The organism is Variovorax fucosicus, assembly GCF_030316825.1.
GTDB classification, from domain to species: domain Bacteria; phylum Pseudomonadota; class Gammaproteobacteria; order Burkholderiales; family Burkholderiaceae_C; genus Variovorax; species Variovorax fucosicus.
This window is the reverse complement of sequence record NZ_JASZYU010000004.1, coordinates 460361-482584: the sequence shown is the minus strand read 5'-3', so window position 1 is coordinate 482584 and position 22224 is coordinate 460361. Positions and strand designations below refer to the sequence as shown.

Genomic DNA, 22224 nt, shown 5'->3' with positions numbered 1-22224 from the left:
GTCCGGTCAGCATCGAGGGCTAGAATTTTTTGCTCTTGCCATCACCAAAGGAGCCTCCATGAAAAAGTCCGTCCTGCTTGCCTCGTTGATTGCCGTTGCTGCACTGAGTGCCTGCGGCAAAAAGGAAGAGGCTGCACCGGCCATCGTGACGCCGCCGCCCGTGGTCGTAACCCCGCCTGCTGCAGCGCCCGCCGCGCCGGCTCCCGACGCTACCGCCACCCCGCCGGCTGCAACGCCCGCGCCAGGCTCGGCCGCCGCACTCGAAGAAGCCAACAAGGCCACGCAAGCTGCCAAGGACGCCGCCAGCGCGCCCAAGTGACGCAAGGCTGGGCGCGCACCAGCGCCTGACAGTAAAGCCGCCGGTTGGCGGCTTTTTTCATGCCGTCAGAGATCGAGCCAAGGCGAGCCGTCCGCCGCGCTGGCGGTCAGGATCTCGTCCTCGTTGGCGCCCAGCGCTTCGGCCAGCACGCGCCGCACGATGTCGGGCCGGTTGTTCTGCTCGCTCAGATGCGCTGCCACCACGTGGCGCAGTCCGTCGTGGAGCACGGCGCGCGCGATGTCCGCGGCAGCCGTGTTCGACAGGTGCCCGTAGTTGCCGCCGACGCGCTGTTTGAGGAAAGCGGGGTAGGCCGACTGCGCGAGCAGATCGCCATCGTGATTGCATTCGAGCAGCAGGGCGTCGAGCCCGGCCAGCCGCGCCAGCACATAGGGCGTTGCATGGCCCAGATCGGTCAGCACGCCGAGCCGGCGTGCACCGTCGGTGCAGACCAGCTGCAACGGCTCGCGTGCATCGTGCGGGACGGTGAAGGGTTGCAGCGCCAGGTCGCCCACCGCGATCTCGGCGCCATCGCGTGCAAGGTTTAGGCGTCCCTCGAAGTCGCGCCCACCGGTCGCGAGCCAGGTGCCTTCGCTCATCCACACGGGAATGCGGTCGCGCCGCGACAACGCATGGGCGCAGCCGATGTGATCGCCGTGCTCGTGCGTGATGAACACCGCATCGATCTGGCGCGCCAGGAGCCCGGCGCGGCCAAGCCGTGCATCGAGGTGCTTGAGCCCGAAGCCGCAATCGACCAGCAGGCGGGTGGTGCGGCCGCCGCTGGTCGCCTCGACCAGCGTGGCGTTGCCGGTGCTGCCGCTACCGAGGCTTCGGAAGCGAAGCATCGGCGAACCGGCTACTTGAGGTCGTCTGCAATGACCTGAACGATACGCTGGGCGTTCGCCGAGGTCTCGGGTGCACCGGCTTCGTTCTGCACCGACACCGTGCTTGCTTCGCCCTGGCTCTTGACCTGGATGCGGAACTTGAGCGGTGCGTCGGCCTTGCCGGCCTGGCCGAAGGTGATCAGCTTGGAGAAGAAGCCGGGTTCTTTCTTGTCGGGGTTCGGCGGGATGTAGCGCACGAAGTAGGTGCCGGCGGCGCGGTCGCGGTCTTCCACCGTGAAGCCGGTGCGATCCAGCGCCAGGCCAACACGGCGCCAGGCGCGCTCGAAGCCTTCGCTGATCTGCACCACGGGCTGACCGCCCACGTTGCTGATGCGCGAGGTTTGCACCACCGGGCCGGCGGCCATCAGGGCCTTCGACTGCTCTTGCGAAACGCCGAGCTTGACCATCAGGCGGCGCAGGAATTCAGCTTCGAGCTCGGGGTCGCTCTTTCGCGGCTGCCAGATCGTCTGATCCTTGCGCGACGTGCTGTAGACCTCTTCCATGCCGCGATGGCTGATGAAGATCTCGGTGCCGCCGCTGGCCGTGCGTTCCATGCGCGTGCGGAAGCGATCCAGTTCGCCGGTCGAGTAGACCGTGTCGACCAGCTTGCCGAGCGTGCTGCGGATGATGTCCTGCGGCAGCTTGGCGCGGTTCTCGGCCCAATCGGTTTCCATGATGCCGAGGTTGCGCTGGTCGGTGGTCAGCAGGAATCCGCTTTCCTGCCAGAAGTCGCGCACCGGTTCCCAGAGCTTGTCGGCCGGACGGTTGACCACGATCCAGCGTTCTGCGCCCGAGCGTTCCATACGGACATCGCCGACGGACGACACGGCCGTGGGTTGGCCGGGTGCATTGGCAACCCCGGCCTGGTACGAATTGGCCGACACCGGTGCGCCGGGCAGCGCGTAGCGGTTTTCACGCGAGAGCTGGGTCAGATCCGGTGGCACCTCGAGCGTCGGGGCTTTGCCGGCGCTTTTGTAGTCGATCTTGTCGGGCTCCAGTGCAGAGCAGGCGGCGAGGCTGGCCACGAGGCCGAGCAGGGCAAGTCGCGAAATGGTTTTCAACGTCGTCTTCCTTGTGGAATGTCTGAAATTCAATGAACGCGTGCGGCGTCCGCCACGTCAGAGTCGAAGGCCGGCAAAAGGTTGCCGGCTTCGGCGGTCGGCAGGATGTCGATGGTCAATCCTTGAGCAGGCCGGTGGCGCGCAGGGCCGCCTCGACCGCCGGTCGGCTGCCCTCGGCGAGTTCGGTCAACGGCAGCCGCAGGGTGCCGCCGCACAGTGCCAGCCGTGCCATCGCCCACTTGAGCGGGATGGGGTTGGGCTCGACGAACAGATTGCGGTGCAGCGGCATCAGCTCGAACTGGATGCGCATCGCGGTCTTGACGTCGCCGGCAATCGCGGCCATGCAGAGCTCGTGCATCTTGCGCGGCGCCACGTTGGCCGTGACGCTGATGTTGCCCTGGCCGCCGCACAGCATGAGTGCCACGGCGGTGGGGTCGTCGCCCGAATACACGGCGAAGCTTTTCGGCAGGTCGCGGATGAGCCACTGGGCGCGCTCGATGTTGCCGGTCGCCTCCTTGATGCCGATGATGCCCGGCACCTGCGCGAGACGCAGCACGGTGTCGTGTGCCATATCGGCCACGGTGCGGCCGGGCACGTTGTAAAGCACGGTGGGCAGGTCGCCAACGGCTTCGGCGATCGCCTTGAAGTGCTGGTACTGGCCTTCCTGGGTCGGCTTGTTGTAGTAGGGCACGACCTGCAATTGCGAGTCGGCGCCCACGCCCCGGGCGAATTTGGCGAGCTCGATCGCCTCTTTGGTCGAGTTGGCGCCGCAGCCGGCCATCACGGGCACGCGGCCTTTGGCCTGCTCGACCGAGACACGGATGATTTCGCAGTGCTCCTCGACGTCGACCGTCGGAGATTCTCCGGTCGTGCCGACGACGCCAAGGCAGTCGGTGCCTTCGTCGATGTGCCAGTCGATCAGCCGGCGCAGGGCGGGGTAGTCGACACTGCCGTCTTCGTGCATCGGCGTGACGAGCGCGACGATGCTGCCAGTCAGTTGATCCAAGGGGGTCTCTTTATGGGACGAAAAGCAGACATTCTAATGACTGGCCGACGGCACCCCGAGCAGGTGGCGCGGCGAGGCGCCGGCCACCCGCACCGCAGCGATGCGCTGGACGAAGCGGTCGGGATCAGGCAGAAAGCCGTCCTCGTAGCCGACAACGCGCAACCCGGCGCTCGCGCTCAGCAGCTCACCCGGCTGCAGCAGGAAGTCGGGACGCGATGGTTTGCCCACCGTTTCGTTGCCGGCAGCGAAGGTTTCGTACAGCAGCACGCCGCCCGGCGCCACGGCGGCCACGATGTCGGGCAGCCGCGCGCGCCAGAGGTAATGGATGACGATCACCGCATCGAACTGCCGGCCGGCAAATGGCCATGGGCCGGCCTCGATGTCGGCCTGCAGCACCTGGCCGAAGTGCGAAGCGGCGGCTACCGCTTCCGGCGCCCGGTCGACCCCCGTGACGGCGTGCCCGCGCCCGGCAAACCAGCGCATGTGACGCCCGGCACCGCAAGCCACGTCGAGCACCGTGCCGCCGGGCGGCACGAGGTGCGACCAGCGCGCCACCCAGGCGGACGGCGCGCCCGAACCGTGCAGCCCGCTCAAAAGCAGGCCCAGATCTGGTCGACCATCTGCACCAGAAAGTCAGGCCGCGTATAGAGCGCAAAGACGCCACCCAGCGCCGCGGCAGCCGCCAGCCAGGCGCCGGCGTGCAGGATGCGGTGGCGGGTCTGCAACGTCATGCCGCGGCCGGCTGCTGCGCGGTGCGCACGATTGCGCGCTCCTTCACCGGCAGGTTGATCAGCGCCGCGAACACGCCCAGCGCAATCGAGATGTACCAGACGATGTCGTAGCTGCCCGTGGTGTCGTACAGATAGCCGCCGAGCCACACGCCCAGGAACGAGCCGACCTGATGGCTCAGGAACACGAAGCCGCTGAGCATCGACAGATGCGCCACGCCGAAGATGCCCGCCACGATCGCATTGGTCGCGGGCACGGTGGACAGCCACAGGAAGCCCATCGCCGCCGAGAACACATACACGCTGAGCGGCGAGATCGGCGCCAGCAGGAACAGCGCGATCGACACCGCCCGTGCGAAGTAGATCGCCGCGAGGATCTTGCGCTTGGCCAGCGTCTGCCCCAGCAAACCGACCGTGTAGGTGCCGAACACGTTGAACAGCCCGATCAGCGCCAGCGCATAGCCCGCCACGTCGGCCGGCAGGCTGCGGTCGCGCAGGTAGGTCGGCATGTGGATGCCGATGAACGCCAGCTGGAAGCCGCAGACGAAGTACCCCGCCATCAGCAGGCCGAAGCTCGGATAGCGGAAAGCCTCGCCCACCGCCTGCAGCACCGACTGTTCGCGGTGCCCGGCCAGCGCTGCCGTCTTCGGTTCGCGCAGGCCGAAGGCCAGCGGGATGATCACCAGCACCAGCACCGCCAGCACGGCGAGCGCGGTCTGCCAGCCCAGGTGGCCGATCAGCCGGCCCTCGATGGGCGCCATCAGGAACTGCCCGAACGAGCCGGCCGCCGCCGCCACGCCCATGGCCCACGAGCGCCGCTCGGCCGGAATCTGCCGCCCGATCACGCCGTAGATCACCGCATAGGTCGTGCCTGCCTGCGCCGCGCCGATCAGCACGCCCGCGCTCAGCGTGAAGAGCAGTGGCGTGGGCGAATGCGCCATGCCGAACAGCCCCAGCGCATAGAACACCGCGCCGCCGATCAACACCCGGAACGCGCCGAATTTGTCGGCCAGCATGCCCGCGAACACGCCGAAGATGCCCCACGAAAGATTCTGGATGGCCAGCGCGAACGAGAAGGTTTGCCGGCTCCAGTCCTGCGCCTGCGTGATCGGCTGCAGCCAGAGCCCGAAGCCGTGGCGGATGCCCATCGAGAGGGTGACGATCATGGCGCCGCACAGCAGCACCTGCGCGATCGAGAGGGGGCGGGCGGGGGCGGTCATCCGGGCAATGTAGCCGGAAGCGCCGCCGCGCGCAGACGGTTGCGCGACAGCCATTGCTGAGGAATCTGCGCGCTATTGATGCCTGCACCGCATCAATGCCGCTCGAATGCCTGTTGCAGCGCCCAATCTGTATGCCCATACAGGTTTTTGGTGAGGCGACGCATACAATCCGCCCCCATGGCAACCCCCAGCAAGACAACACCGCAAGCGTATTCCGAAGGCTCGATCCGCGTCCTTAAGGGCCTCGAGCCCGTCAAGCAGCGCCCGGGCATGTACACCCGCACCGACAACCCGCTGCACATCATCCAGGAAGTGCTCGACAACGCGGCCGACGAGGCGCTCGCGGGCTACGGCAAGAAGATCAAGGTCACCCTGCACACCGATGGCTCGGTCAGCATCGAAGACGATGGCCGCGGCATTCCGTTCGGCCTGCACCCCGAAGAAAAGGCACCGGTGGTCGAACTGGTGTTCACCCGGCTGCACGCGGGCGGCAAGTTCGACAAGGGTTCGGGCGGCGCCTACAGCTTCTCGGGCGGCCTGCATGGCGTGGGCGTGTCGGTGACCAATGCGCTGTCGAAGCGGCTCGAAGTGATCTCGTACCGCGAGGGCTCGGTGGCCCAGCTCGCGTTTTCGGCCGGCGACGTGATCGAGCCGCTGCAGATCCGGCCCCAGGAAAGCGGCGGCAGCGCCAACGCCGAAGGCGGCCGCGACCGCAAGCAGGGCACCACGGTGCGTGCCTGGCCCGATGCCAAGTATTTCGAGTCGCCGACACTGCCGATCAACGAGCTGACCCACTTGCTGCGCAGCAAGGCGGTGCTGATGCCGGGCGTGACCGTCACGCTGGTGCTCGAGAAGACCAAGGAGACGCAGCAGTGGCTCTACAAGGGCGGCCTGCGCGACTACCTGATGCAGACGCTCAACGGCGAGCCGGTGATCCCCTTGTTCGAAGGCGCCGGCCATGCCGACAAGAACGCCGACAACTTTGCCGAAGGCGAGGGCGCCGAATGGTGCGTGGCCTTCACCGAAGACGGCCAGCCGGTGCGAGAGAGCTACGTCAACCTGATTCCCACCAGCGCCGGCGGCACGCACGAAAGCGGCCTGCGCGACGGTCTCTTCACGGCCGTGAAGGGCTTCATCGAGCTGCACTCGCTGCTGCCCAAGGGCGTGAAGCTGCTGCCCGAAGACGTGTTCGCCCGCGCTTCCTATGTGCTGAGCGCCAAGGTGCTCGATCCGCAGTTCCAGGGCCAGATCAAGGAACGCCTGAATTCGCGCGACGCGGTGCGGCTGGTGTCCAGCTTCGTGCGCCCCGCGCTCGAGCTGTGGCTCAACCAGCACGTCGACTACGGCAAGAAGCTGGCCGAGCTGGCCATCAAGGCCGCGCAGACGCGCCAGAAGGCTGGCCAGAAGGTCGAGAAGCGCAAGGGCTCCGGCGTGGCCGTGCTGCCCGGCAAGCTGACCGATTGCGAGAGCAAGGACATCAGCCACAACGAGGTGTTCCTGGTCGAGGGCGACTCGGCCGGCGGCAGCGCCAAGATGGGACGCGACAAGGAGTCGCAGGCGATCCTGCCGCTGCGCGGCAAGGTGCTCAACACCTGGGAGGTCGAGCGCGACCGCCTGTTCGCCAACACCGAAATTCACGACATCTCGGTCGCCGTCGGCGTCGACCCGCACGGCCCGAACGACACGCCCGACATGAGCGGCCTGCGCTACGGCAAGGTCTGCATCCTCTCCGATGCCGACGTCGACGGCTCGCACATCCAGGTGCTGCTGCTCACGCTGTTCTTCCGGCACTTTCCGAAACTCATTGAAGCCGGCCACGTCTATGTCGCAAAGCCGCCATTGTTTCGCGTCGATGCGCCGGCGCGCGGCAAGAAGCCGGCCTCCAAGGTCTATGCGCTGGACGAGGGCGAACTGACCGCCACGCTCGACAAATTGCGCAAGGACGGCGTGCGCGAAGGTGCCTGGAGCATCAGCCGCTTCAAGGGCCTGGGCGAAATGAGTGCGGAACAACTCTGGGAAACAACGCTCAATCCGGATACGCGCCGCCTGCTCCAGGTGCAGCTCGGCCGGCTCGACTTCACGCAGACCCAGGGAGAGATCACCAAGCTCATGGGTAAAGGCGAAGCGGCCGCAAGACGTGATCTGATGGAGCTCCGTGGCGACGATGTCGAAATCGACGTTTGAGCCCGCCATCAGGCGACCCTCGATCTTGTGAATCTTTCCGGCCTTTTCCGTTCGCTGTTACTGGGCTTGCTGCTATTGATTTCGCAGCAAGGCGCGATGGCGGCCGACATCTACGGCTATGTCGACGACAAGGGCGTGGCGCATTTCGCGGCCGAAAAGCTCGACGAGCGCTACCAGCTCTTCTTTCGGGGCGGCCAGAACTTCGACACGGCCGAGGGCCTGGCGCCGATGGGCCGCGGGCTCGGTGCCGGCACCGGCAAGCTGCCGCCTGCCTCGCAAACGCTGCTCGCGCTGTTCGAAAAATCACCCAACTACAAGAGCGCCAAGAGCGCCTTGCAGGACGCCTCGAAGCGCCATGCGATCGACTACGAACTGCTGCAGGCCCTGATTGCAACCGAGTCGGGCTTCGATGCCCAGGCCGTGTCGCCCAAGGGTGCGATCGGGCTCATGCAACTGATGCCCGCGACCGCGCAGCGCTACGGCGTGCAGGCCGACAAACGGCGTTCGCTGGAGAGCAAGCTCTACGACCCGCGCATCAACATCACCGCCGGCTCGCGCTACCTGGGCGACCTGATCGCGATGTTTCCCGGCGAAATCGAACTCGCATTGGCCGCCTACAACGCGGGCGAGGGCGCGGTGCAACGCGCCGGCAACAAGATTCCGAACTACCGCGAGACGCAGAACTACGTGAAGACGGTGCTGCAGCTCTATGCCTACCTAAAGCCCGGCGCGCGCGTTGCCGTGGGCCGCAGCGGCGGCAAGTTGCCGGGGCGCATCCGGATGGAGCTCGGGGTGCCGCAGGGCGGCGCGCTGGGCCGTGGCAATCTGCCGCCGCCGGACGGTGCGCCGCGCATGCCGAGCCTGCCGGCCGAGTGACCCCGATTTTTTGAAGAACCGACGACAGACAGACCCATGGACGATACCTCCCAACCGATGCTCGACCTTCCGCCGCCCGACGACGGCAACGGCATCACGCTGGCCGACTACGCCCAGCAGGCCTACCTCGAATACGCGCTCAGCGTGGTCAAGGGCCGCGCATTGCCCGACGTGTCGGATGGCCAGAAACCGGTGCAGCGCCGCATCCTCTATTCGATGTCGCGCATGGGCCTGGGCTTCGGTGGCGCCAACGGCACGGTCGGTGCCAAGCCGGTCAAGAGCGCGCGCGTGGTCGGCGACGTGCTGGGCCGCTTCCACCCGCACAGCGACCAGGCCGCCTACGACGCGCTGGTGCGCATGGCGCAGGATTTTTCGCAGCGCTATCCGCTGGTCGACGGCCAGGGCAATTTCGGCAGCCGCGACGGCGACGGCGCCGCGGCCATGCGCTACACCGAGGCGCGGCTGGCCCGCATCACCAGCCTGCTGCTCGACGAGATCGACGAAGGCACGGTCGACTTCATTCCCAACTACGACGGCTCGACCATCGAGCCGCGGCTGCTGCCGGCACGCCTGCCGTTCACGCTGCTCAACGGCGCGAGCGGCATCGCGGTCGGCCTGGCCACCGAGATCCCGAGCCACAACCTGCGCGAGATCGCCGACGCCTGCGTCGCGCTCATCAAGAGCAACGGCAAGCTGAGCGAAGAAGAACTCTTCGCCATCGTGCCCGGCCCGGACTACCCGGGCGGCGCGCAGATCATCAGCGCGGCTTCCGACATTGCCGAGGCGTATCGCACGGGCCGCGGCTCGCTCAAGGTGCGCGCGCGCTGGAAGATCGAAGACCTGGCGCGCGGGCAGTGGCAGCTCGTGGTCAACGAACTGCCGCCGGGTGTCAGCACGCAGAAGGTGCTGGAAGAAATCGAAGAGCTCACGAACCCAAAGGTGCGTGCCGGCAAGAAGGCGCTCTCGGCCGAGCAGACCCAGCTCAAGGCCGCCATCCTCTCGATGCTCGACGTGGTGCGCGACGAGTCCAGCAAGGATGCGGCCGTGCGCCTGGTGTTCGAGCCCAAGACCTCGCGCATCAGCCAGGAGGACTTCATCACCACCTTGCTGGCGCAGACCTCGCTCGAGACCTCGTCGCCGATCAACCTCACGATGGTCGGCATCGACGGCAAGCCGACGCAGAAGTCGCTGCGCCAGATGCTCAACGAGTGGATCGCGTTCCGCGAGATCACGGTCGAAAAGCGCTCGCGCCATCGGCTCGACAAGGTGCTCGACCGCATCCACATCCTCGAAGGCCGGCAGCTGGTGCTGCTCAACATCGACGAGGTGATCGCGATCATCCGCGCCGCGGACGACCCGAAGGCCGCCTTGATCGCGCGTTTCAACCTGAGTGACCGCCAGGCCGAAGACATTCTCGAGATCCGCTTGCGCCAGCTCGCGCGGCTCGAAGCAATCAAGATCGAGCAGGAGCTCAAAGGCCTGCGCGAAGACCAGAAGAAGCTCGAAGACATCCTCGGCAGCCCGGCCGCGCTGCGCCGTCTGCTGGTGAAGGAAATCGAGTCCGACGCCAAGACCTTCGAAGACCCGCGCCGCACGCTGATCCAGGCCGAGAAGCGCGCCGTGGCCGAGGTCAAGGTGGTCGACGAGCCGGTCACCGTGATCGTGTCGCAGAAGGGCTGGGTGCGTGCGCAGAAGGGCTGGGCCAGCGAGCGCGCCGCCGGTGCGCCCGCGCCGGAATACAGCTTCAAGTCCGGCGATGCGCTGTATGGCGCATTCGAATGCCGCACGGTCGACACGTTGCTGGTGTTCGGCACCGCCAAGGACAAGGGCGTGCGCGTCTATACCGTGCCGGTGGCCTCGCTGCCGGGCGGCCGCGGCGATGGCCAGCCGGTGACCACGTTGATCGACCTCGACAGCGGCACGCACGTGGCGCATTATTTCGCCGGCCCGCTCGGCGCGAACCTGTTGCTGTCCAACACCGGCGGCTACGGCTTCATCGCCGCGGTCGAGAACATGATCTCGCGCCAGCGCGGCGGCAAGGCCTTCATCGACGTGGGCGAAGGCGAGCAGCTGTGCCGGCCCTCGCTGGTCGGCGGCGCGAGCGGCGCCGAGCCGTTGCCGGCCGCGACGCATGTGGCCTGCGCCTCGACCGGCGGCCGCATCCTGACCTTCGACATCAGCGAACTGAAAAGCCTTCCCAAGGGCGGTCGCGGTTTGACGCTGATCGACCTCGAAGCCAAGGACACCCTCGCGGGTGCCGCGGCCTACACACGCAGCGTAAAGATCGAAGGCATCGGCCGCGGCGGCAAGGAGCGCGAGGAAACGCTGGAGATCCGCACGCTGAACAACGCACGCGCCGCCCGCGCGCGCAAGGGCAAGGCGGCCGACCTCGGCTTCAAGCCGGCCAGCATCGTGCGGGTGCAGTGATGGAAGTCGGAACCCTCGCCATCGTGATCGCCGTGATCAGCGGCCTGGCCAGCTTCTTCGTCGGCCGCTGGCTGTCGCGTGGCCGGCGCGAGAAAAAGGCCGCGCGCGAGCGTGCGATGGCAGAAGCCGTGCAGAGCCGCCAGGTTCGGCGTGCACGCGAGCGGCGCGAGCAACGCTGAATCATTTCAGTCCTGCCCACCAGCGCACGTTCTTGCGCGGCGCACCCACCGTCAGGACTTCGCCGATCACCGGCGTGGCCAGCTCGATCTGCTGCGCTGCCGACAGATCCGCGATGCGGTCCAGCGGGTCGTGCCAGGTGTGGAAGGCCAGGTCGAAGGTGCTGTTGTGCACCGAGAACAGCACCTTGCCGCGCAAGTCCCGGAAGGCCTGCACGGTCTGCTCGGGCGTCATGTGCACGGCGGGCCAGTAGGCGTCGTAGGCGCCGTTCTCCAGCAGCGCCAGGTCGAAGCCGCCGAAGCGCTCGCCGATCTGCTTGAAGCCGCCGAAGTAGCCCGAGTCGCCGCTGTAGAAGATGCGCTGCGTGCCGCTTTGGATCACCCATGAGGCCCACAGCGTGCGGTCGCGGTCGTTCAGCGTGCGGCCGGAGAAATGCTGCGACGGCGCGGCGGTGAGCTGCACGCCGTCGTGCGCGCCGGCCTGCCACCAGTCGAATTCCTCGATGCGCTCGGGCGGCACACCCATCTCGACCAGCCGGGCTTTCACGCCCAGCGGCACGAAGTAGCGCTGCACCCGCTTGGCCAGGTACTCGATGGTCGGCACGTCCAGATGGTCGTAGTGGTCGTGCGAAAGGATCAGGCCTTCGATCGGCGGCAGCTGTTCCAGCGTGAGCGGCGGCTTGTGAAAGCGCCGCGGCCCGATGAAGCTGAAAGGCGAAACGCGCTCGCCGAACACCGGATCGATCAGCCAGAACTTGCCGCGCAGCTTGAGCAGATGCGACGAGTGGCCCAGCCGCACCACGTGGTTGGCCTGCGGGTCGAGCGCCTCGAGCTGCGCGGTGGTCAGCGGCTGCACCGGGATTGGATCGACCGGCACCGTGTCGACCTTGCCGGCGAAGAGGAAGCGCGACCAGATCTTCCAGGTTCCGGCCGAGGGCAGGGCCTCCGGGTTGGGCAGGTTCTGGAACGTGCAGCCCTTGAACTGCGGCGACGCCGCGTAGCGTGCCTCGCAGCCGCTGGTGTTGCTGCAGCCTGCGACGAGCAGGCCAGCCACGGCGAGCAGAAGAAGGCGGGCGGCGAATGGGGCAAGGTGCATGGAAGTGGCGGATGGACTCGGGTCGCACCAGCTTACCCAAAACCGCCTCTTCAATGGTTTCAGGCTGCCAGCGGTGGTTCCGTGGCAGCCAGGCCGGCCGCGATCGCGGCCAGAAGCGCGTCGCCGAAGCCGCCGCGCGCCCGTGCATCCCTGCGTGCGCTGGTCGCCACACGCGGCGCTGCACTCCAGGCGATGCGCGCGCCGGCCTGTTCCAGCGCGGCCACCAGCGCCACGTCTTCACTGCAGGCCAGCGGCGCGAAGCCGCCGACACGCCGGTACGCCTCGGCCGACACGCCGAGGTTGGCGCCATGGATGTGGCGGTGCCCGTCCGCGTCGGTGTAGGTGCGCTCGAAGTGCGTGCGGATCAACACGTCGTGTTCGGCGTGCGGCGACCAGTCGTCGATGCCGACCGAGCCGCACACCGCATCGGCGTCGAGCGCGAGCTGGTGCACAAGCCATTGCGGCGAGACGATGGTGTCGGCATCGGTGAAGGCCAGCCAGCGCGCGCCTTCGTCCAGCAGCCATTGGGCGCCGGCGGCGCGCGCGCGGCCGACGTTGCGCGCGGACACTTCGAGCGTGCATACGTCGTGCTGCCTCGCAACGGTCGCGGTAGCGTCGCTGCAGCTGTCGAGCACCACCACCGTGCGCACCGGCTCGCCGCCGAGATCCGCATGCGCCGCGGCCAGCCGCACGGCGCTGAGCGTGGCACCGATGTACCCGGCCTCGTTGTGGGCCGGAATGACGATGCCGATCATCGGATGCCTTCGCGCTGCGCGACCGAGTGCGGGGTGCGGCACCAGACCTGCAGCAGGAAGTCGGCTTCGTCGTGGAGGACGAGCCGGGCCAAGCCGAGCCCGGCCAGTGCGGCATGCACCTGCGCGGTCGGCAGGGCGCGTTCCGCGAAGTCGGGTCGCCAGTCGCAGGCGACCAGCGTGCCGTCGACGGCGAGTGACGCATCGCAATCTTCGGCAAGCTGCTGCATCGCCCGTGCATCCAGAAAGTAACCGACCTCACTGAGCACGATCACGTCGAACGGCGCAGCGTCGCGCGGCCAGTCGGCCGGCAGCCGCTGCTGCACGATCTGCACGTTGGGCAGGCCGGCGGTGCGACGGCGGGCCACCGCCAATGCATGTTCGGAAAAATCGCTCGCCAGCACGGCGTCGCAGCGCTGCGCGAGCTCCACCGTGAGTTCGGCCGCGCCACAACCTGGCTCGTAGGCCCGCGCATAGCGCGCGTGCGGCAGCGCGGCCATCAGCACGGCGCGCTTGCGCTGTTCGTACCAGCGGGTGCGCAGCGCGTACGGGTCTTCGTCCGCGCCGTACAGGCCTTCGAAGTAGCCCTTCTTGTCGCTCATGCGAACAGCACCTCGAACGGCCGCGCCGCGCGCGCCACCGTGCTGTTGCGCAGGATCGGGCCAGCGCCGGTGGAAGGGTCGGACGCTAACTGGCTCTTGAAGGCCTGAACCGCCTGGCGCTTGCGGCGCGCGGCGTCGGCGCCGAGCGTGACGCGACGCGCGCGCCGCCAGGGCATGCGGGCGTCGCCGGGCCGGGCCCAGTGCCAGGCCCACACCGGCACCTCGACCAGCCGGGCACCGACGCGTGCGGCCGCAAACGCGCAGGCGTGGCCGCATGCCTCGTGGTCGGGATGACCGTCCATGCGCCAGGTGGTGAAGACCACATCGCCCGGGCGCAGCAGCGGCAACAGGCGGTCGGCCAGCAGACTGCGCAGCGCCAGCAGCCCGCCATCCGGCAAGCCGAGCCGCACGGGCGCTTCGGGCACGCCGAGCCGTTGCAGCGCGCGCTGGCTTTCGATCGGGCGGATGCGTGCCAGCTGGTCGGCAGGCCATTCGCTGGAGCCCGGATGGCTGGCGCTGCCATCGGTCACGGCAACGATGCAGATCTCGCGGTGGAGCGCGGCGAGCTGCGCGAGCAGCCCGCCGACGGAAAGCACTTCGTCGTCCGGGTGCGGCGCGACCACCACGGCCCGCGAGCCGTCGGGCGCGAGTGTTGCGGCGGTCACCGACGCCATGCTCGCCAGGCCCGGCCAGGCCAGCCAATCCGTTTCGGGCGTACCTTCGCCGCTGTCGATCAGGCGGTCGTGGTCCATCACAGCTGCCATGACAGGGCCTGCGTGGTGTTGGTCAGGCACTGGCCGAGGGCGGCCAGATCGCGCTCCGCATGGCTCTGGCGCATGAACACCGGCAGGTCGGCCATGGCATGCGCGAAGCGTTCGTTGCGGCACAGCGGGCCGGCGCCGAGTGCGCGGCCGGCATGGCGCAGCACCGATTCGGCCGCCGCCTCGATGGCCAGGCGCGTGCGCAGCGTCAGCGCCTGCACGTTGGCGCCGGGCTGGGCATCGATGGCTGCAGCCGCTTCGCGCAACAGGGCGGCCGCACCTGCCATGGCCACGTCGATCGCACCCAGATGGCCGAGCCGGTGCGGGTCGCTCGCGCCGCGCGACAGGTCGCGCGTCATGGTGGCGATGCCCAGCGCGCCGCCGAACCAGCAGGCCGCAATGCCGGCGCCGCCTTGCCAGAAGCCCGGGCGGCGCGTGTAGTCGCCGGGCGTGCCAACCTGCAGGCCGCGTGCGTTGTCGAACTGCACATCGACGCTTTCGCTCGCCGCCATGCCGACCGCCTTCCAGCCGTTGTGGGTGACCCGCACGCCGGGCTGGTCGAGCGCCACTGCTGCGAGGCACGGTTCGCCGTCCAGGTTCCAGCCACTGACCACCGCATGGGTCATGCTCGGCGCCCCGGAGCACCAGGCCTTGGTGCCGTCGATGCGCAGCTCGGGCCCTTCGCCCAGGGGCGCAAACGCCAGCCGGGCGTCGGGCGGCTCGGCGCACCAGGTGCCCCAGCGGGTGCCGGGCGCGGGCGTCGGGCCGTCGAGTTCGGCCAGGATCGCGATCGCGTCGGTGTGGCCTTCGAACAGCTTGACCAGCGGCAGGTCGTGCGCCGCCACCGCAGCGAGCCGTTGCCAGCGGGCGAGGGTGCGGCCCGATCCGGGCAGCGGAAGTTGATCGAGGCCTGCGGCGACCAGGTGCGCCAGCGTGAGGCTGCGGCCGTGTTGCTGTTGCAGACGGGCGAACGGATCGTCGGTGGTAGGGGCAAGCATGGCGTTGTCTCTTGTCTCTTCGTTGGCGGCGAGCTGAAGCTAAGTGGCGCCTCGCCGGCAAACCGTCGGTGCAGAGCGTCGCGCGCTGTAGGAGCGGGGCCGGCTGGCCGGGCGTCCTAAGCCGTGTGCGCTATGGCGGCCGCAGGGCGCGGCCGGCACAGTCGGGCTCGGCCGCGAGGCGCGCGGCAAAGGAGACACCATGAGCGACAGGCGCTACCCCATCATCTATGTGCGCGGCTACGCGATGACCGAGTCGGAGCGCGACGAAACGGCGGCCGATCCGTTCTGCGGTTTCAATGTCGGCTCCACCGTCTACCGCGCCACGGTCGACAAGAAGGCGCCGGCGCAGAAGTTCGTGTTCGAGTCGCCGGTGGTGCGGCTGCTGGCCGACTACCAGTACCGCAGCGTCTACCAGAACGGGCTCGACATCCTCGACGAAGACTGGAAGCCCTCGCCCGACGAAACCGGCAAGGACGTGGAGGGCATTGCCGCCGCCTCGGTGATCATCTACCGCTACTACGACGCCGGCTCCGGGCTGCTCGGCGACGGCAGCGCACGCGACGTCAAGTTCTATGCGCAGGGGCTGAGCCAGCTGATCCTGCGCGTGAAGGAACTGGTCGCGACCCGCGAAGGCCCGCCGGGGCCCGAAGGCTTTCGCTGCTACCTGGTCGCGCATTCGATGGGCGGGCTGGTGGTGCGTGCGTTTCTGCAGAACCCCGCGCTCGGCGACGCCGCGGCGCGCGCCTGTGTCGACAAGGTGTTCACCTATGCCACGCCGCACAACGGCATCGACGTGGGCGGCATCAACGTGCCTGGCTGGCTCACGCTGAACGAGATGAACACCTTCAACCGCGACAAGATGGCCGAGTTTCTGGCCACGCCGGCGGTCGACGGCCGCATGGACTATCTGCCTCCGGCCGCGTTTCCGCCGGAGCGGTTTTTCTGCATGGTCGGCTCCAACCGCGGCGACTACGAGGTGGCCAAGGGACTGTCGCGCATGTTCGCGGGCCACGGCAGCGACGGGCTGGTGCGCATCGAGAACGCATCGCTCTGGTCGCGCGACCCGGCCGGGCAGACACGCCCGGTGGCCACCGCCTATACCTACCGTTCGCACTCGGGCTACTTCGGCATCGTGAATTCGGAAGAGGCGTACCAGAACCTGGTGCGCTTCCTGTTCGGCGACGTTCGGGTCGACCTGTGGTTCGACGTCGACGGCGTCAGCCTGCCGCCCGACATTCCGAAGGATGCCGATGTCGACGCGCTCTACCAGGTCGAACTGCTGGCCGCACCGCGCGGCAAGCGCTGGTATCTGAGCCGGCGCATCGCCGAAGAAGATTCGCCCGCCTGCCGCACCCACAAGGAACTGACCAATCCGGCGACGCCTGAAAAGCGCTCGATCTATCTGTCGACCGTGTTCCTCGCCAACAAGGCGCGTGTGAAGCAGGATCGCCCGACCCTGGCTTATGCGATGACACTCGGCGTGCGCGTGCCCGACTACCAGGTCAACAAGAAGTTCTGGGTCGACGGCCACTACGAAGGCAGCTCGCTGTTCCGCGACACCCTGGTGATCGAGATCGCGCCGCCGACGGCCGCCGACCCGGCGAAAAAGTGGCAGGTGCAGTACGGCTGGCAAACCGACACCGCCGGCCGCGCCACCTTGCCGGTCAGCTACCAGGAAGTGATCGACGGCAAGCTGCAGTTCGTGGTGCCGCTGTCGACCATGGGCGCGGCGCCGGCCGCACCCGGCATCTCGGGCAAGGTGCGGCTGGAGGTGAGTGCGTGGCGTTAAAGAGTGAGCCTGACCTGCAGGTGCGCCTATCACCCCTACCTGTGCCATAGACCATCCGCCAAATTGCCGCCCTCGGTCGACCGTGAAATATTTCACGCTCGACACCGAGGAGCCGGATGGACGAGACGCTTCAAGAGCTGGTCAGGACGCGCCGCGAGGCGCTGCACGGGGTCGACGACGGGCATCGCCCCTGGGGCCTGGCGCTGTCGGGGGGCGGCATCCGCAGCGCGACCTTCTGCCTGGGGCTACTCAAGTCGCTGGCGGCGCGGCGGCAGTTGCTCAAGTTCGACATCGTGTCGACCGTCTCGGGCGGCGGCTACGTCGGCGCCACGCTCGGCCGCCTGTGTACCGACGCGAAGTCGGCCGACGAGGTGCGCGACATCGAGCGCGCGATGGGCGACGTCGACCGCGCACGCTTCGGCTGGTGGCTGCGCGGCAACGGGCGCTACCTGATTCCGGGCGGCCTGCGCGACACGCTGTTCGCGGCCGCGCTCTACCTGCGCAACCTGCTGGGCACGCACATCGAGATCGCGATCGCGGCCAGCCTGATCGGCCTGGCCCTGGCCGCCACCAACCTGCTGATGTGGGACGCGGTGTTTCGCGCGGTCGACCTCAACAACACCCAGCCGTCCACGGCGCAGGCCACCATCGGACTGCTGGTGAAAGGGGCGACGCAGTTGCCCACGCTGTGGTTTGCGGCCGCGGGGCCGTTCGTCGCGTCGATCGTGCTGGCCTGTGCCTATTGGTCGGTGCGCGACAAGCCGTCGATCGCCTTCCTTTGGAGGCAGATCGGCATGTGGTGCGTGCTGATCATCGGCGCCTGCCAACTCGGCCCGATGCTGGTCGAACTGGCCAGCGGCCCGCGCTGGTTGACGCCGTTGTTCGTCGGCTTCGCGCTGTGCTGGGTGGTGGCGCTGCTCTGGGTGCTTTGGCGCAGCCGCCATCGCACCGCGCCCCAGCAGCGCAACGAACTGACCGAGGCACTGGCGTCGGTGCTCAACACCACGCTGCTGATCGGCCTGCTCGGCCTGCTCGACCGCAGTGCCTGGTGGCTGGCCGCAGAGAACCAGGGGCAGCGTGCCTCTTACGGCGCGGTGCTGCTGGTCGTGGCGGCCGGCTTGCGCGCCGTGCTGCCCATGCTGCTGTCGCAGAAGCAGCAGGCGCCCGGCATCGGCAAGAACCTGATGCTCACGCTCGCCAGCCTGCTCGGGCTGGCGCTGGCCTTCTGCCTGGCGGCATGGTGGATCGGGGTGATCTATGCGGCGGTGCTGTTGCCGGTGTTTCAGCCCCAGGGGCTCGAGTTCTGGCGCGGCTGGGCCTGGTTCGGCGCCATCGGCACGGTTATTGGCGCCTATGCGGTGCTCACCGGGTCCAACTTCGCGTTTCTCAACATCTCGTCGCTGCACATGTTCTACAAGGCGCGCATCGTGCGCGGCTACCTCGGCGCGGCCAACGCCCGGCGGCTCGGCGCGAGCCCGACCGACGAGGTCTCGGGACTGCAGCCGCCGCAGGTGCCGGTGGGCGAGGTCGATGCGCATGACGACATCCCGCAACTGCGCTATGCGCCGCACCTGCATGGCGGGCCGGTGCACCTGGCCAACGTATGCATCAACCAGACGCACGACACCCGGCAGAAGCTGTTCAACCGGGATCGCAAGAGCCAGCCGCTGACCATCGGCCCGCTGGGCTGGATGCAGGCCGGCGGCGCCGATTGGGCACAGGCGCATGGCGACGGCGCCATGACGCTGGGGGCGTGGACGGCGATTTCGGGTGCCGCATTTGCGCCGGGGCTGGGCCGGCTCACCAAGCGCGGCATTGCGGCGCTCACGGTGTTCGCTGGCCTGCGCCTGGGCTACTGGTGGAACAGCGCCGATGCCGGCATCCTGCAGCGCGGCGCCGCCGTGCGCGGCAGCAAGCTGTTGATGAAAACGCGCTTCATGCTGCTCGAATGCTTCGGCGCGTTTCCGGGTAGCAGCTCGGCCAACTGGTACCTGAGCGACGGCGGCCATTTCGAGAACACCGGCGCCTACGCGCTGCTGCGGCAGCAGGCCGCGCTGATCGTGATTGCCGACTGCGGCGCCGATCCAGACTACCGCTTCTGCGACCTCGAGAACCTGATCCGCCGCGCCCGCATCGACCTGAACGCCGAGATCACCTTCATGAAGCCGCGCCCCGGCGCCGACTGGCAGCCGCTGGAAGCCTTCGGCTCGCTCAACGATCTGGCCTCGCCCAGCAGCCAGGCTTGCCTGGCCCTCGCGCAGGTGCGCTATGCGAGCGGCGCCACCGGGCAGCTGGTGCTGGTCAAGCCCAATGTGTCGGCCTCGCTGCCGGTGGATCTGGTGAACTTCAAGGCCGCGAACCCGCTGTTTCCGCAGCAGCCGACCACCGACCAGTTTTTCGACGAAGCCCAGTGGGAAAGCTACTTCCGGCTCGGCGCCGAGATCGGCACGCGGCTCGAAGGCGAACTGCTCGACAAGGTGGCGCTCGGCGCGCCGGGGCTGTTCGTGCCGGACGACGGGCAGGCCCAGGCCGCGTCGTCGCCGCCGGTCGGCGCGGCCAATGGCAATGGCAGCAGCACGGCCACCGCCGTGGTCGCGACGGTGAGCCGGCTGCAGGCACGCGTGATCCGGGCCGGCGCAGTCACCGCGACGGTCGGGCTCGGCACCGCCGCCACCTTCGGCGTCGCCGCCTGGCAGGGCATCGACACCTGGCGGGTGCAGCGGGCCGAGGCCGAACGCTCGGAGAACGCGGCCTTCAAGGATCTTTCGCAACTGTGGGCGCGTCTTCGCGTCGGCACCGCCGCGAGCGTGGGCAGCGACGCACCGGCCTTGCTGGCGGCCGAGCTGTTGCGCACCGGCGACCTGTTGTGCCGCGAAGGCCGCGACAACTTCATGGCCAAGTTCAGGCTCTCGGTGCGCATCGTCGACGATGCCAAGGCGGCCTGCGCCAAGGACGCGGAAGACCAGCGCGCGCCGGCCTGCAAGCAACTGCTCGACGCGGGCAACGGCATCGACTGCCTGCAGCCCGTGGTTGCGCCGCCCTGCGTGCCGCGCTACTGGGCGCGCGACTACACGGGCCAGACCGCCTCCAAGGAAAACTGCAGTGGCACCCTGCCGGTGCCGTCGCCGGTAGTGGTGTGGCTGCGCGACATGGTCGCGCGGCCGGATGCCCCTGCATCGGTGGCCACCGTCGCGCCACCGCCGGCCGCAGGCGCCGCCGCAGGTACCGATGCGGGCGCGAATCCGCCCTACGGGCTCGGCCTGCCCAACAACGTCAACCAGAGCACCGCACCCGCACCCGACGGGGTGTGCACGGGCAGGGTGGTCTACATCCAGACCTACGGGCGCGGGCTGCGCGACAAGGTGCGCACCTGGCGGGAGCCGTGGCGCGCATTGGGGGCATCGGTGCCGCCGACCGAGGATGTGCTCAGCACCTCGCGCCGGGCCGGCCGCTCGCCGCCCACGGGCTACTACGAGCCGACCGTGCTGATCGGCGAAGAGACTGCCCGCGCCTGCGCCGACGCGCTGGTACGCTCGGCCGCGTCGCCGACCGGCCAGCCCTGGGTGATCAAGCGCCTGCCCAAATCGATCCAGGGCGCGCCCGATGCAATCGAAGTGTGGTTGCCGCGCACCGGCGACGTGTTCGTGCCGTGATCGGCGTGCGGCATCGCGCGATTCGTCAGTCCGATCCCGGCTTCCACACCCGCACCAGCGCCGCCAACTTGCCGCGCAGCGTGAGCCTGTCGTTCGACAGCGCGTCGATGAAGTCCGACAGGCGCTGCGACTTCACCATCGTGTAGATCGTGAGCCAGGTGGTGGCAATGAACACGACACCGAACCACAGCAGCTTGGTCAGCAGCGGCGACTCGGCCTCGGCCAGCAGGTTCATGCCGAGGAAGCCGGTGGTGACGGTGCCGATCAGCCCGAACAGCGTGACAACGGTGAGCCGCACCACGGTGTTGGCCTGGCGGCGCAGGCTGTCGGCATCGAGGTAGGTGTTCATGTCGGCAATGCGCACGCGCACCTCGTCGTAGAGCGGGTCGAGCCCGAGGTGCGTGGCGCACAGGCGCGACAGTGCCCGCACCTGGGCCTGCTCCGAGATCTCGTGGAACCAGTAGCGGTGCGTGAAGCGCAGGAAGCGCTCGAAGTTGCCGCGGATCGAGCGCTTGAAGCGCTTGACGCTCGGCGTGCTGTGGATGTTCATCTGCTTGAGCGCCTCGACCAGCTGGTCGGAGAACATCAGCAGCGAAGCCTTCTGGAAGTGCGCGATCAGGAACAGCAGGAAATGCTGGTGGCGGAACTGGGCCAGCACACCGCGATCCCTGCAGCAGAAAAATTCGGAGTGCGCATCCCCCACCACCACCAGCGCGTGGCCGTTGCAGATGTAGCGCGTGTAGGGCGCTGCGCCAGCATCGACCCAGAAGCGGTCATAGCAGTACTTCTGCTCGAAATCGGCCAGGTGCCGCTCCGCATAGGGCAGGGTGGCATCGCTTTCGCCCGCGCCGGTGACCAGCCCGAGACGGATGAAGTCATTGCGGCTGAGCTGCTTCGGATCGTCGAGCGACAGGTACGCCATGGTCGGCATGCGGTAGTACTCGATCTGCCGGTAGCGCAATGCGCCGGGCTCGTCGGAATGGTCGCTCACCAGCGGCTGCATTACGTAGGCCCAATGCGCCGAGATGCGCGGCGCGCGGTGCTCGGCCACGTGCGACAGGAATGCCTCGCGCTGCTGCGCGTCCGAGCGCGACAGCACGCTGCCGTCGGCCGCGAGCCATTCGACGCTGCTCATGCAGTGCAGCGCCGCGCCATTCGCATCCCAGCCGGCCGGGTAGGCGCGGCCGAAGCGGTAGAGCAACTCTTCTGCCTGGGCCAGGCTCAGGTTGTCGGCGCCGACCTCGACGTTGAGTATCACGACGTCGATATCGAAGAAGAAGTAGAGGTCGGTGTGCACGACCTGCAGCGTGACCGGCGCATCGCCGGGCCGCGCCACCAGTCGCACCGCCGCGATGTCGTTGCGGCGGAACACGCGCATCGGCGAGTCGCCGTCGTTGCCCGCGGTGCCGCGCGCGCGGCCCTCGCCATAGAGGAAGCGCTGCACGTAGGGCAGAAAGCTCACGAACTCGTTGTAGTGGCGTTCGTGGAAGCGGCTCGCGTCGCCGGTGTATTCGTCGACCACTTCCTGCCACGGCGACTTGTCGCCCATGTCGCGCAGCACCTGCCAGGGGCCGTGGTGGCGTGCATGCGCCGCCTCGGTCGGCATCAGCCGCAGGGGCCAGAGCAGGGCCTGGCGGAAATGCTGAACGGAGGAGGGCGTGGCGACGTGTGACATGCCCCCAGTTTAGACAGGGA

The 22224-nt window shown here is 68.2% G+C and carries 19 protein-coding genes; 7 read left to right on the top strand and 12 right to left on the bottom strand.

The features are described from left to right. Window positions 1-58 precede the first annotated feature (58 nt). Window positions 59-319, top strand: a complete 261-nt coding sequence (locus tag QTI05_RS24500; protein ID WP_286545279.1) for a hypothetical protein — start codon at window positions 59-61, stop codon at window positions 317-319. A 65-nt stretch (window positions 320-384) separates the two neighbouring features. Here the strand turns inward: QTI05_RS24500 and QTI05_RS24495 are convergent, their stop codons facing one another. The 6 genes from QTI05_RS24495 to QTI05_RS24470 form a co-directional block, all read right to left on the bottom strand. Further along, on the bottom strand, window positions 385-1161 hold the full coding sequence (locus QTI05_RS24495; protein ID WP_286545277.1) for an MBL fold metallo-hydrolase: 777 nt from the start codon (window positions 1159-1161) through the stop codon (window positions 385-387). Between the two features lie 11 nt (window positions 1162-1172). Continuing rightward, on the bottom strand, window positions 1173-2261 hold the full coding sequence (bamC, locus tag QTI05_RS24490; RefSeq protein ID WP_286545275.1) for an NlpB/DapX family lipoprotein: 1089 nt from the start codon (window positions 2259-2261) through the stop codon (window positions 1173-1175). Window positions 2262-2376: 115 nt separating this feature from the next. Continuing rightward, window positions 2377-3267 (bottom strand): 4-hydroxy-tetrahydrodipicolinate synthase, encoded by an 891-nt coding sequence (gene dapA, locus QTI05_RS24485; RefSeq protein ID WP_286620957.1) that lies wholly within the window; start codon window positions 3265-3267, stop codon window positions 2377-2379. Window positions 3268-3300: 33 nt separating this feature from the next. After that, window positions 3301-3852: a class I SAM-dependent methyltransferase gene (locus QTI05_RS24480; protein WP_286545450.1), complete on the bottom strand. Its 552-nt coding sequence runs from the start codon at window positions 3850-3852 to the stop codon at window positions 3301-3303. Between the two features lie 5 nt (window positions 3853-3857). Further along, on the bottom strand, window positions 3858-3998 hold the full coding sequence (locus QTI05_RS24475) for a hypothetical protein (RefSeq protein WP_286545271.1): 141 nt from the start codon (window positions 3996-3998) through the stop codon (window positions 3858-3860). Beyond that, window positions 3995-5215, bottom strand: a complete 1221-nt coding sequence (locus QTI05_RS24470; RefSeq protein ID WP_286620952.1) for an MFS transporter — start codon at window positions 5213-5215, stop codon at window positions 3995-3997. Before QTI05_RS24470 ends, QTI05_RS24475 begins: the two co-directional genes overlap by 4 nt. A gap of 177 nt (window positions 5216-5392) precedes the next feature. Between QTI05_RS24470 and QTI05_RS24465 the strand changes: the two genes are divergently transcribed. From QTI05_RS24465 to QTI05_RS24450, 4 genes are all read left to right on the top strand, one after another. Then, entirely contained in the window at window positions 5393-7399 is a 2007-nt protein-coding gene (locus tag QTI05_RS24465) for a DNA topoisomerase IV subunit B (protein WP_286545267.1), read from the top strand. Between the two features lie 96 nt (window positions 7400-7495). Then, window positions 7496-8275, top strand: coding sequence for a lytic transglycosylase domain-containing protein (locus QTI05_RS24460; RefSeq protein ID WP_286620950.1), 780 nt, complete (start codon window positions 7496-7498; stop codon window positions 8273-8275). A 36-nt stretch (window positions 8276-8311) separates the two neighbouring features. Next, window positions 8312-10702 carry a DNA topoisomerase IV subunit A gene (parC, locus tag QTI05_RS24455; RefSeq protein WP_286620948.1) on the top strand — a complete coding sequence of 797 codons (2391 nt, stop codon included), beginning with the start codon at window positions 8312-8314 and terminating at the stop codon, window positions 10700-10702. Further along, the gene (locus QTI05_RS24450; RefSeq protein ID WP_286620946.1) at window positions 10702-10881 is read left to right on the top strand and encodes a hypothetical protein; all 180 of its coding nucleotides are present in this window, start codon (window positions 10702-10704) and stop codon (window positions 10879-10881) included. Before parC ends, QTI05_RS24450 begins: the two co-directional genes overlap by 1 nt. 1 nt (window position 10882) lies before the next feature. Here the strand turns inward: QTI05_RS24450 and QTI05_RS24445 are convergent, their stop codons facing one another. The 5 genes from QTI05_RS24445 to QTI05_RS24425 are packed head-to-tail and all read right to left on the bottom strand — an operon-like array spanning window position 10883 to window position 15087. Continuing rightward, window positions 10883-11974, bottom strand: a complete 1092-nt coding sequence (locus tag QTI05_RS24445; protein WP_286545262.1) for an MBL fold metallo-hydrolase — start codon at window positions 11972-11974, stop codon at window positions 10883-10885. Window positions 11975-12033: 59 nt separating this feature from the next. Further along, entirely contained in the window at window positions 12034-12729 is a 696-nt protein-coding gene (locus tag QTI05_RS24440; protein WP_286545260.1) for a glycosyltransferase family 2 protein, read from the bottom strand. After that, window positions 12726-13328 carry a class I SAM-dependent methyltransferase gene (locus tag QTI05_RS24435; RefSeq protein WP_286620944.1) on the bottom strand — a complete coding sequence of 201 codons (603 nt, stop codon included), beginning with the start codon at window positions 13326-13328 and terminating at the stop codon, window positions 12726-12728. Before QTI05_RS24435 ends, QTI05_RS24440 begins: the two co-directional genes overlap by 4 nt. After that, window positions 13325-14092 carry a PIG-L deacetylase family protein gene (locus QTI05_RS24430; RefSeq protein ID WP_286620942.1) on the bottom strand — a complete coding sequence of 256 codons (768 nt, stop codon included), beginning with the start codon at window positions 14090-14092 and terminating at the stop codon, window positions 13325-13327. The genes QTI05_RS24435 and QTI05_RS24430 overlap by 4 nt, the downstream gene beginning before the upstream one ends. Further along, window positions 14080-15087, bottom strand: coding sequence for an acyl-CoA dehydrogenase family protein (locus QTI05_RS24425; RefSeq protein ID WP_286620940.1), 1008 nt, complete (start codon window positions 15085-15087; stop codon window positions 14080-14082). The genes QTI05_RS24430 and QTI05_RS24425 overlap by 13 nt, the downstream gene beginning before the upstream one ends. Window positions 15088-15286: 199 nt before the next feature. Between QTI05_RS24425 and QTI05_RS24420 the strand changes: the two genes are divergently transcribed. Together QTI05_RS24420 and QTI05_RS24415 are read left to right on the top strand one after the other, a co-directional pair. Beyond that, window positions 15287-16876 (top strand): esterase/lipase family protein, encoded by a 1590-nt coding sequence (locus QTI05_RS24420; RefSeq protein WP_286620938.1) that lies wholly within the window; start codon window positions 15287-15289, stop codon window positions 16874-16876. A 116-nt stretch (window positions 16877-16992) separates the two neighbouring features. Further along, window positions 16993-20529 carry a patatin-like phospholipase family protein gene (locus tag QTI05_RS24415; protein WP_286620937.1) on the top strand — a complete coding sequence of 1179 codons (3537 nt, stop codon included), beginning with the start codon at window positions 16993-16995 and terminating at the stop codon, window positions 20527-20529. A 25-nt stretch (window positions 20530-20554) separates the two neighbouring features. Here the strand turns inward: QTI05_RS24415 and QTI05_RS24410 are convergent, their stop codons facing one another. Next, window positions 20555-22204 (bottom strand): magnesium transporter CorA family protein, encoded by a 1650-nt coding sequence (locus QTI05_RS24410; RefSeq protein ID WP_286620935.1) that lies wholly within the window; start codon window positions 22202-22204, stop codon window positions 20555-20557. Window positions 22205-22224 lie beyond the last annotated feature (20 nt).

What these genes read in the sequence shown, in the direction of transcription:
- QTI05_RS24500 (WP_286545279.1), top strand. Translation starts at nt 59, where the DNA reads ATGAAAAAGTCCGTCCTGCTTGCCTCGTTGATTGCCGTTGCTGCACTG.
- QTI05_RS24495 (WP_286545277.1), bottom strand. Translation starts at nt 1,161, where the DNA reads ATGCTTCGCTTCCGAAGCCTCGGTAGCGGCAGCACCGGCAACGCCACG.
- QTI05_RS24475 (WP_286545271.1), bottom strand. Translation starts at nt 3,998, where the DNA reads ATGACGTTGCAGACCCGCCACCGCATCCTGCACGCCGGCGCCTGGCTG.
- QTI05_RS24470 (WP_286620952.1), bottom strand. Translation starts at nt 5,215, where the DNA reads ATGACCGCCCCCGCCCGCCCCCTCTCGATCGCGCAGGTGCTGCTGTGC.
- QTI05_RS24465 (WP_286545267.1), top strand. Translation starts at nt 5,393, where the DNA reads ATGGCAACCCCCAGCAAGACAACACCGCAAGCGTATTCCGAAGGCTCG.
- QTI05_RS24460 (WP_286620950.1), top strand. Translation starts at nt 7,496, where the DNA reads ATGGCGGCCGACATCTACGGCTATGTCGACGACAAGGGCGTGGCGCAT.
- parC (WP_286620948.1), top strand. Translation starts at nt 8,312, where the DNA reads ATGGACGATACCTCCCAACCGATGCTCGACCTTCCGCCGCCCGACGAC.
- QTI05_RS24450 (WP_286620946.1), top strand. Translation starts at nt 10,702, where the DNA reads ATGGAAGTCGGAACCCTCGCCATCGTGATCGCCGTGATCAGCGGCCTG.
- QTI05_RS24445 (WP_286545262.1), bottom strand. Translation starts at nt 11,974, where the DNA reads ATGCACCTTGCCCCATTCGCCGCCCGCCTTCTTCTGCTCGCCGTGGCT.
- QTI05_RS24440 (WP_286545260.1), bottom strand. Translation starts at nt 12,729, where the DNA reads ATGATCGGCATCGTCATTCCGGCCCACAACGAGGCCGGGTACATCGGT.
- QTI05_RS24435 (WP_286620944.1), bottom strand. Translation starts at nt 13,328, where the DNA reads ATGAGCGACAAGAAGGGCTACTTCGAAGGCCTGTACGGCGCGGACGAA.
- QTI05_RS24430 (WP_286620942.1), bottom strand. Translation starts at nt 14,092, where the DNA reads ATGGCAGCTGTGATGGACCACGACCGCCTGATCGACAGCGGCGAAGGT.
- QTI05_RS24425 (WP_286620940.1), bottom strand. Translation starts at nt 15,087, where the DNA reads ATGCTTGCCCCTACCACCGACGATCCGTTCGCCCGTCTGCAACAGCAA.
- QTI05_RS24420 (WP_286620938.1), top strand. Translation starts at nt 15,287, where the DNA reads ATGAGCGACAGGCGCTACCCCATCATCTATGTGCGCGGCTACGCGATG.
- QTI05_RS24415 (WP_286620937.1), top strand. Translation starts at nt 16,993, where the DNA reads ATGGACGAGACGCTTCAAGAGCTGGTCAGGACGCGCCGCGAGGCGCTG.
- QTI05_RS24410 (WP_286620935.1), bottom strand. Translation starts at nt 22,204, where the DNA reads ATGTCACACGTCGCCACGCCCTCCTCCGTTCAGCATTTCCGCCAGGCC.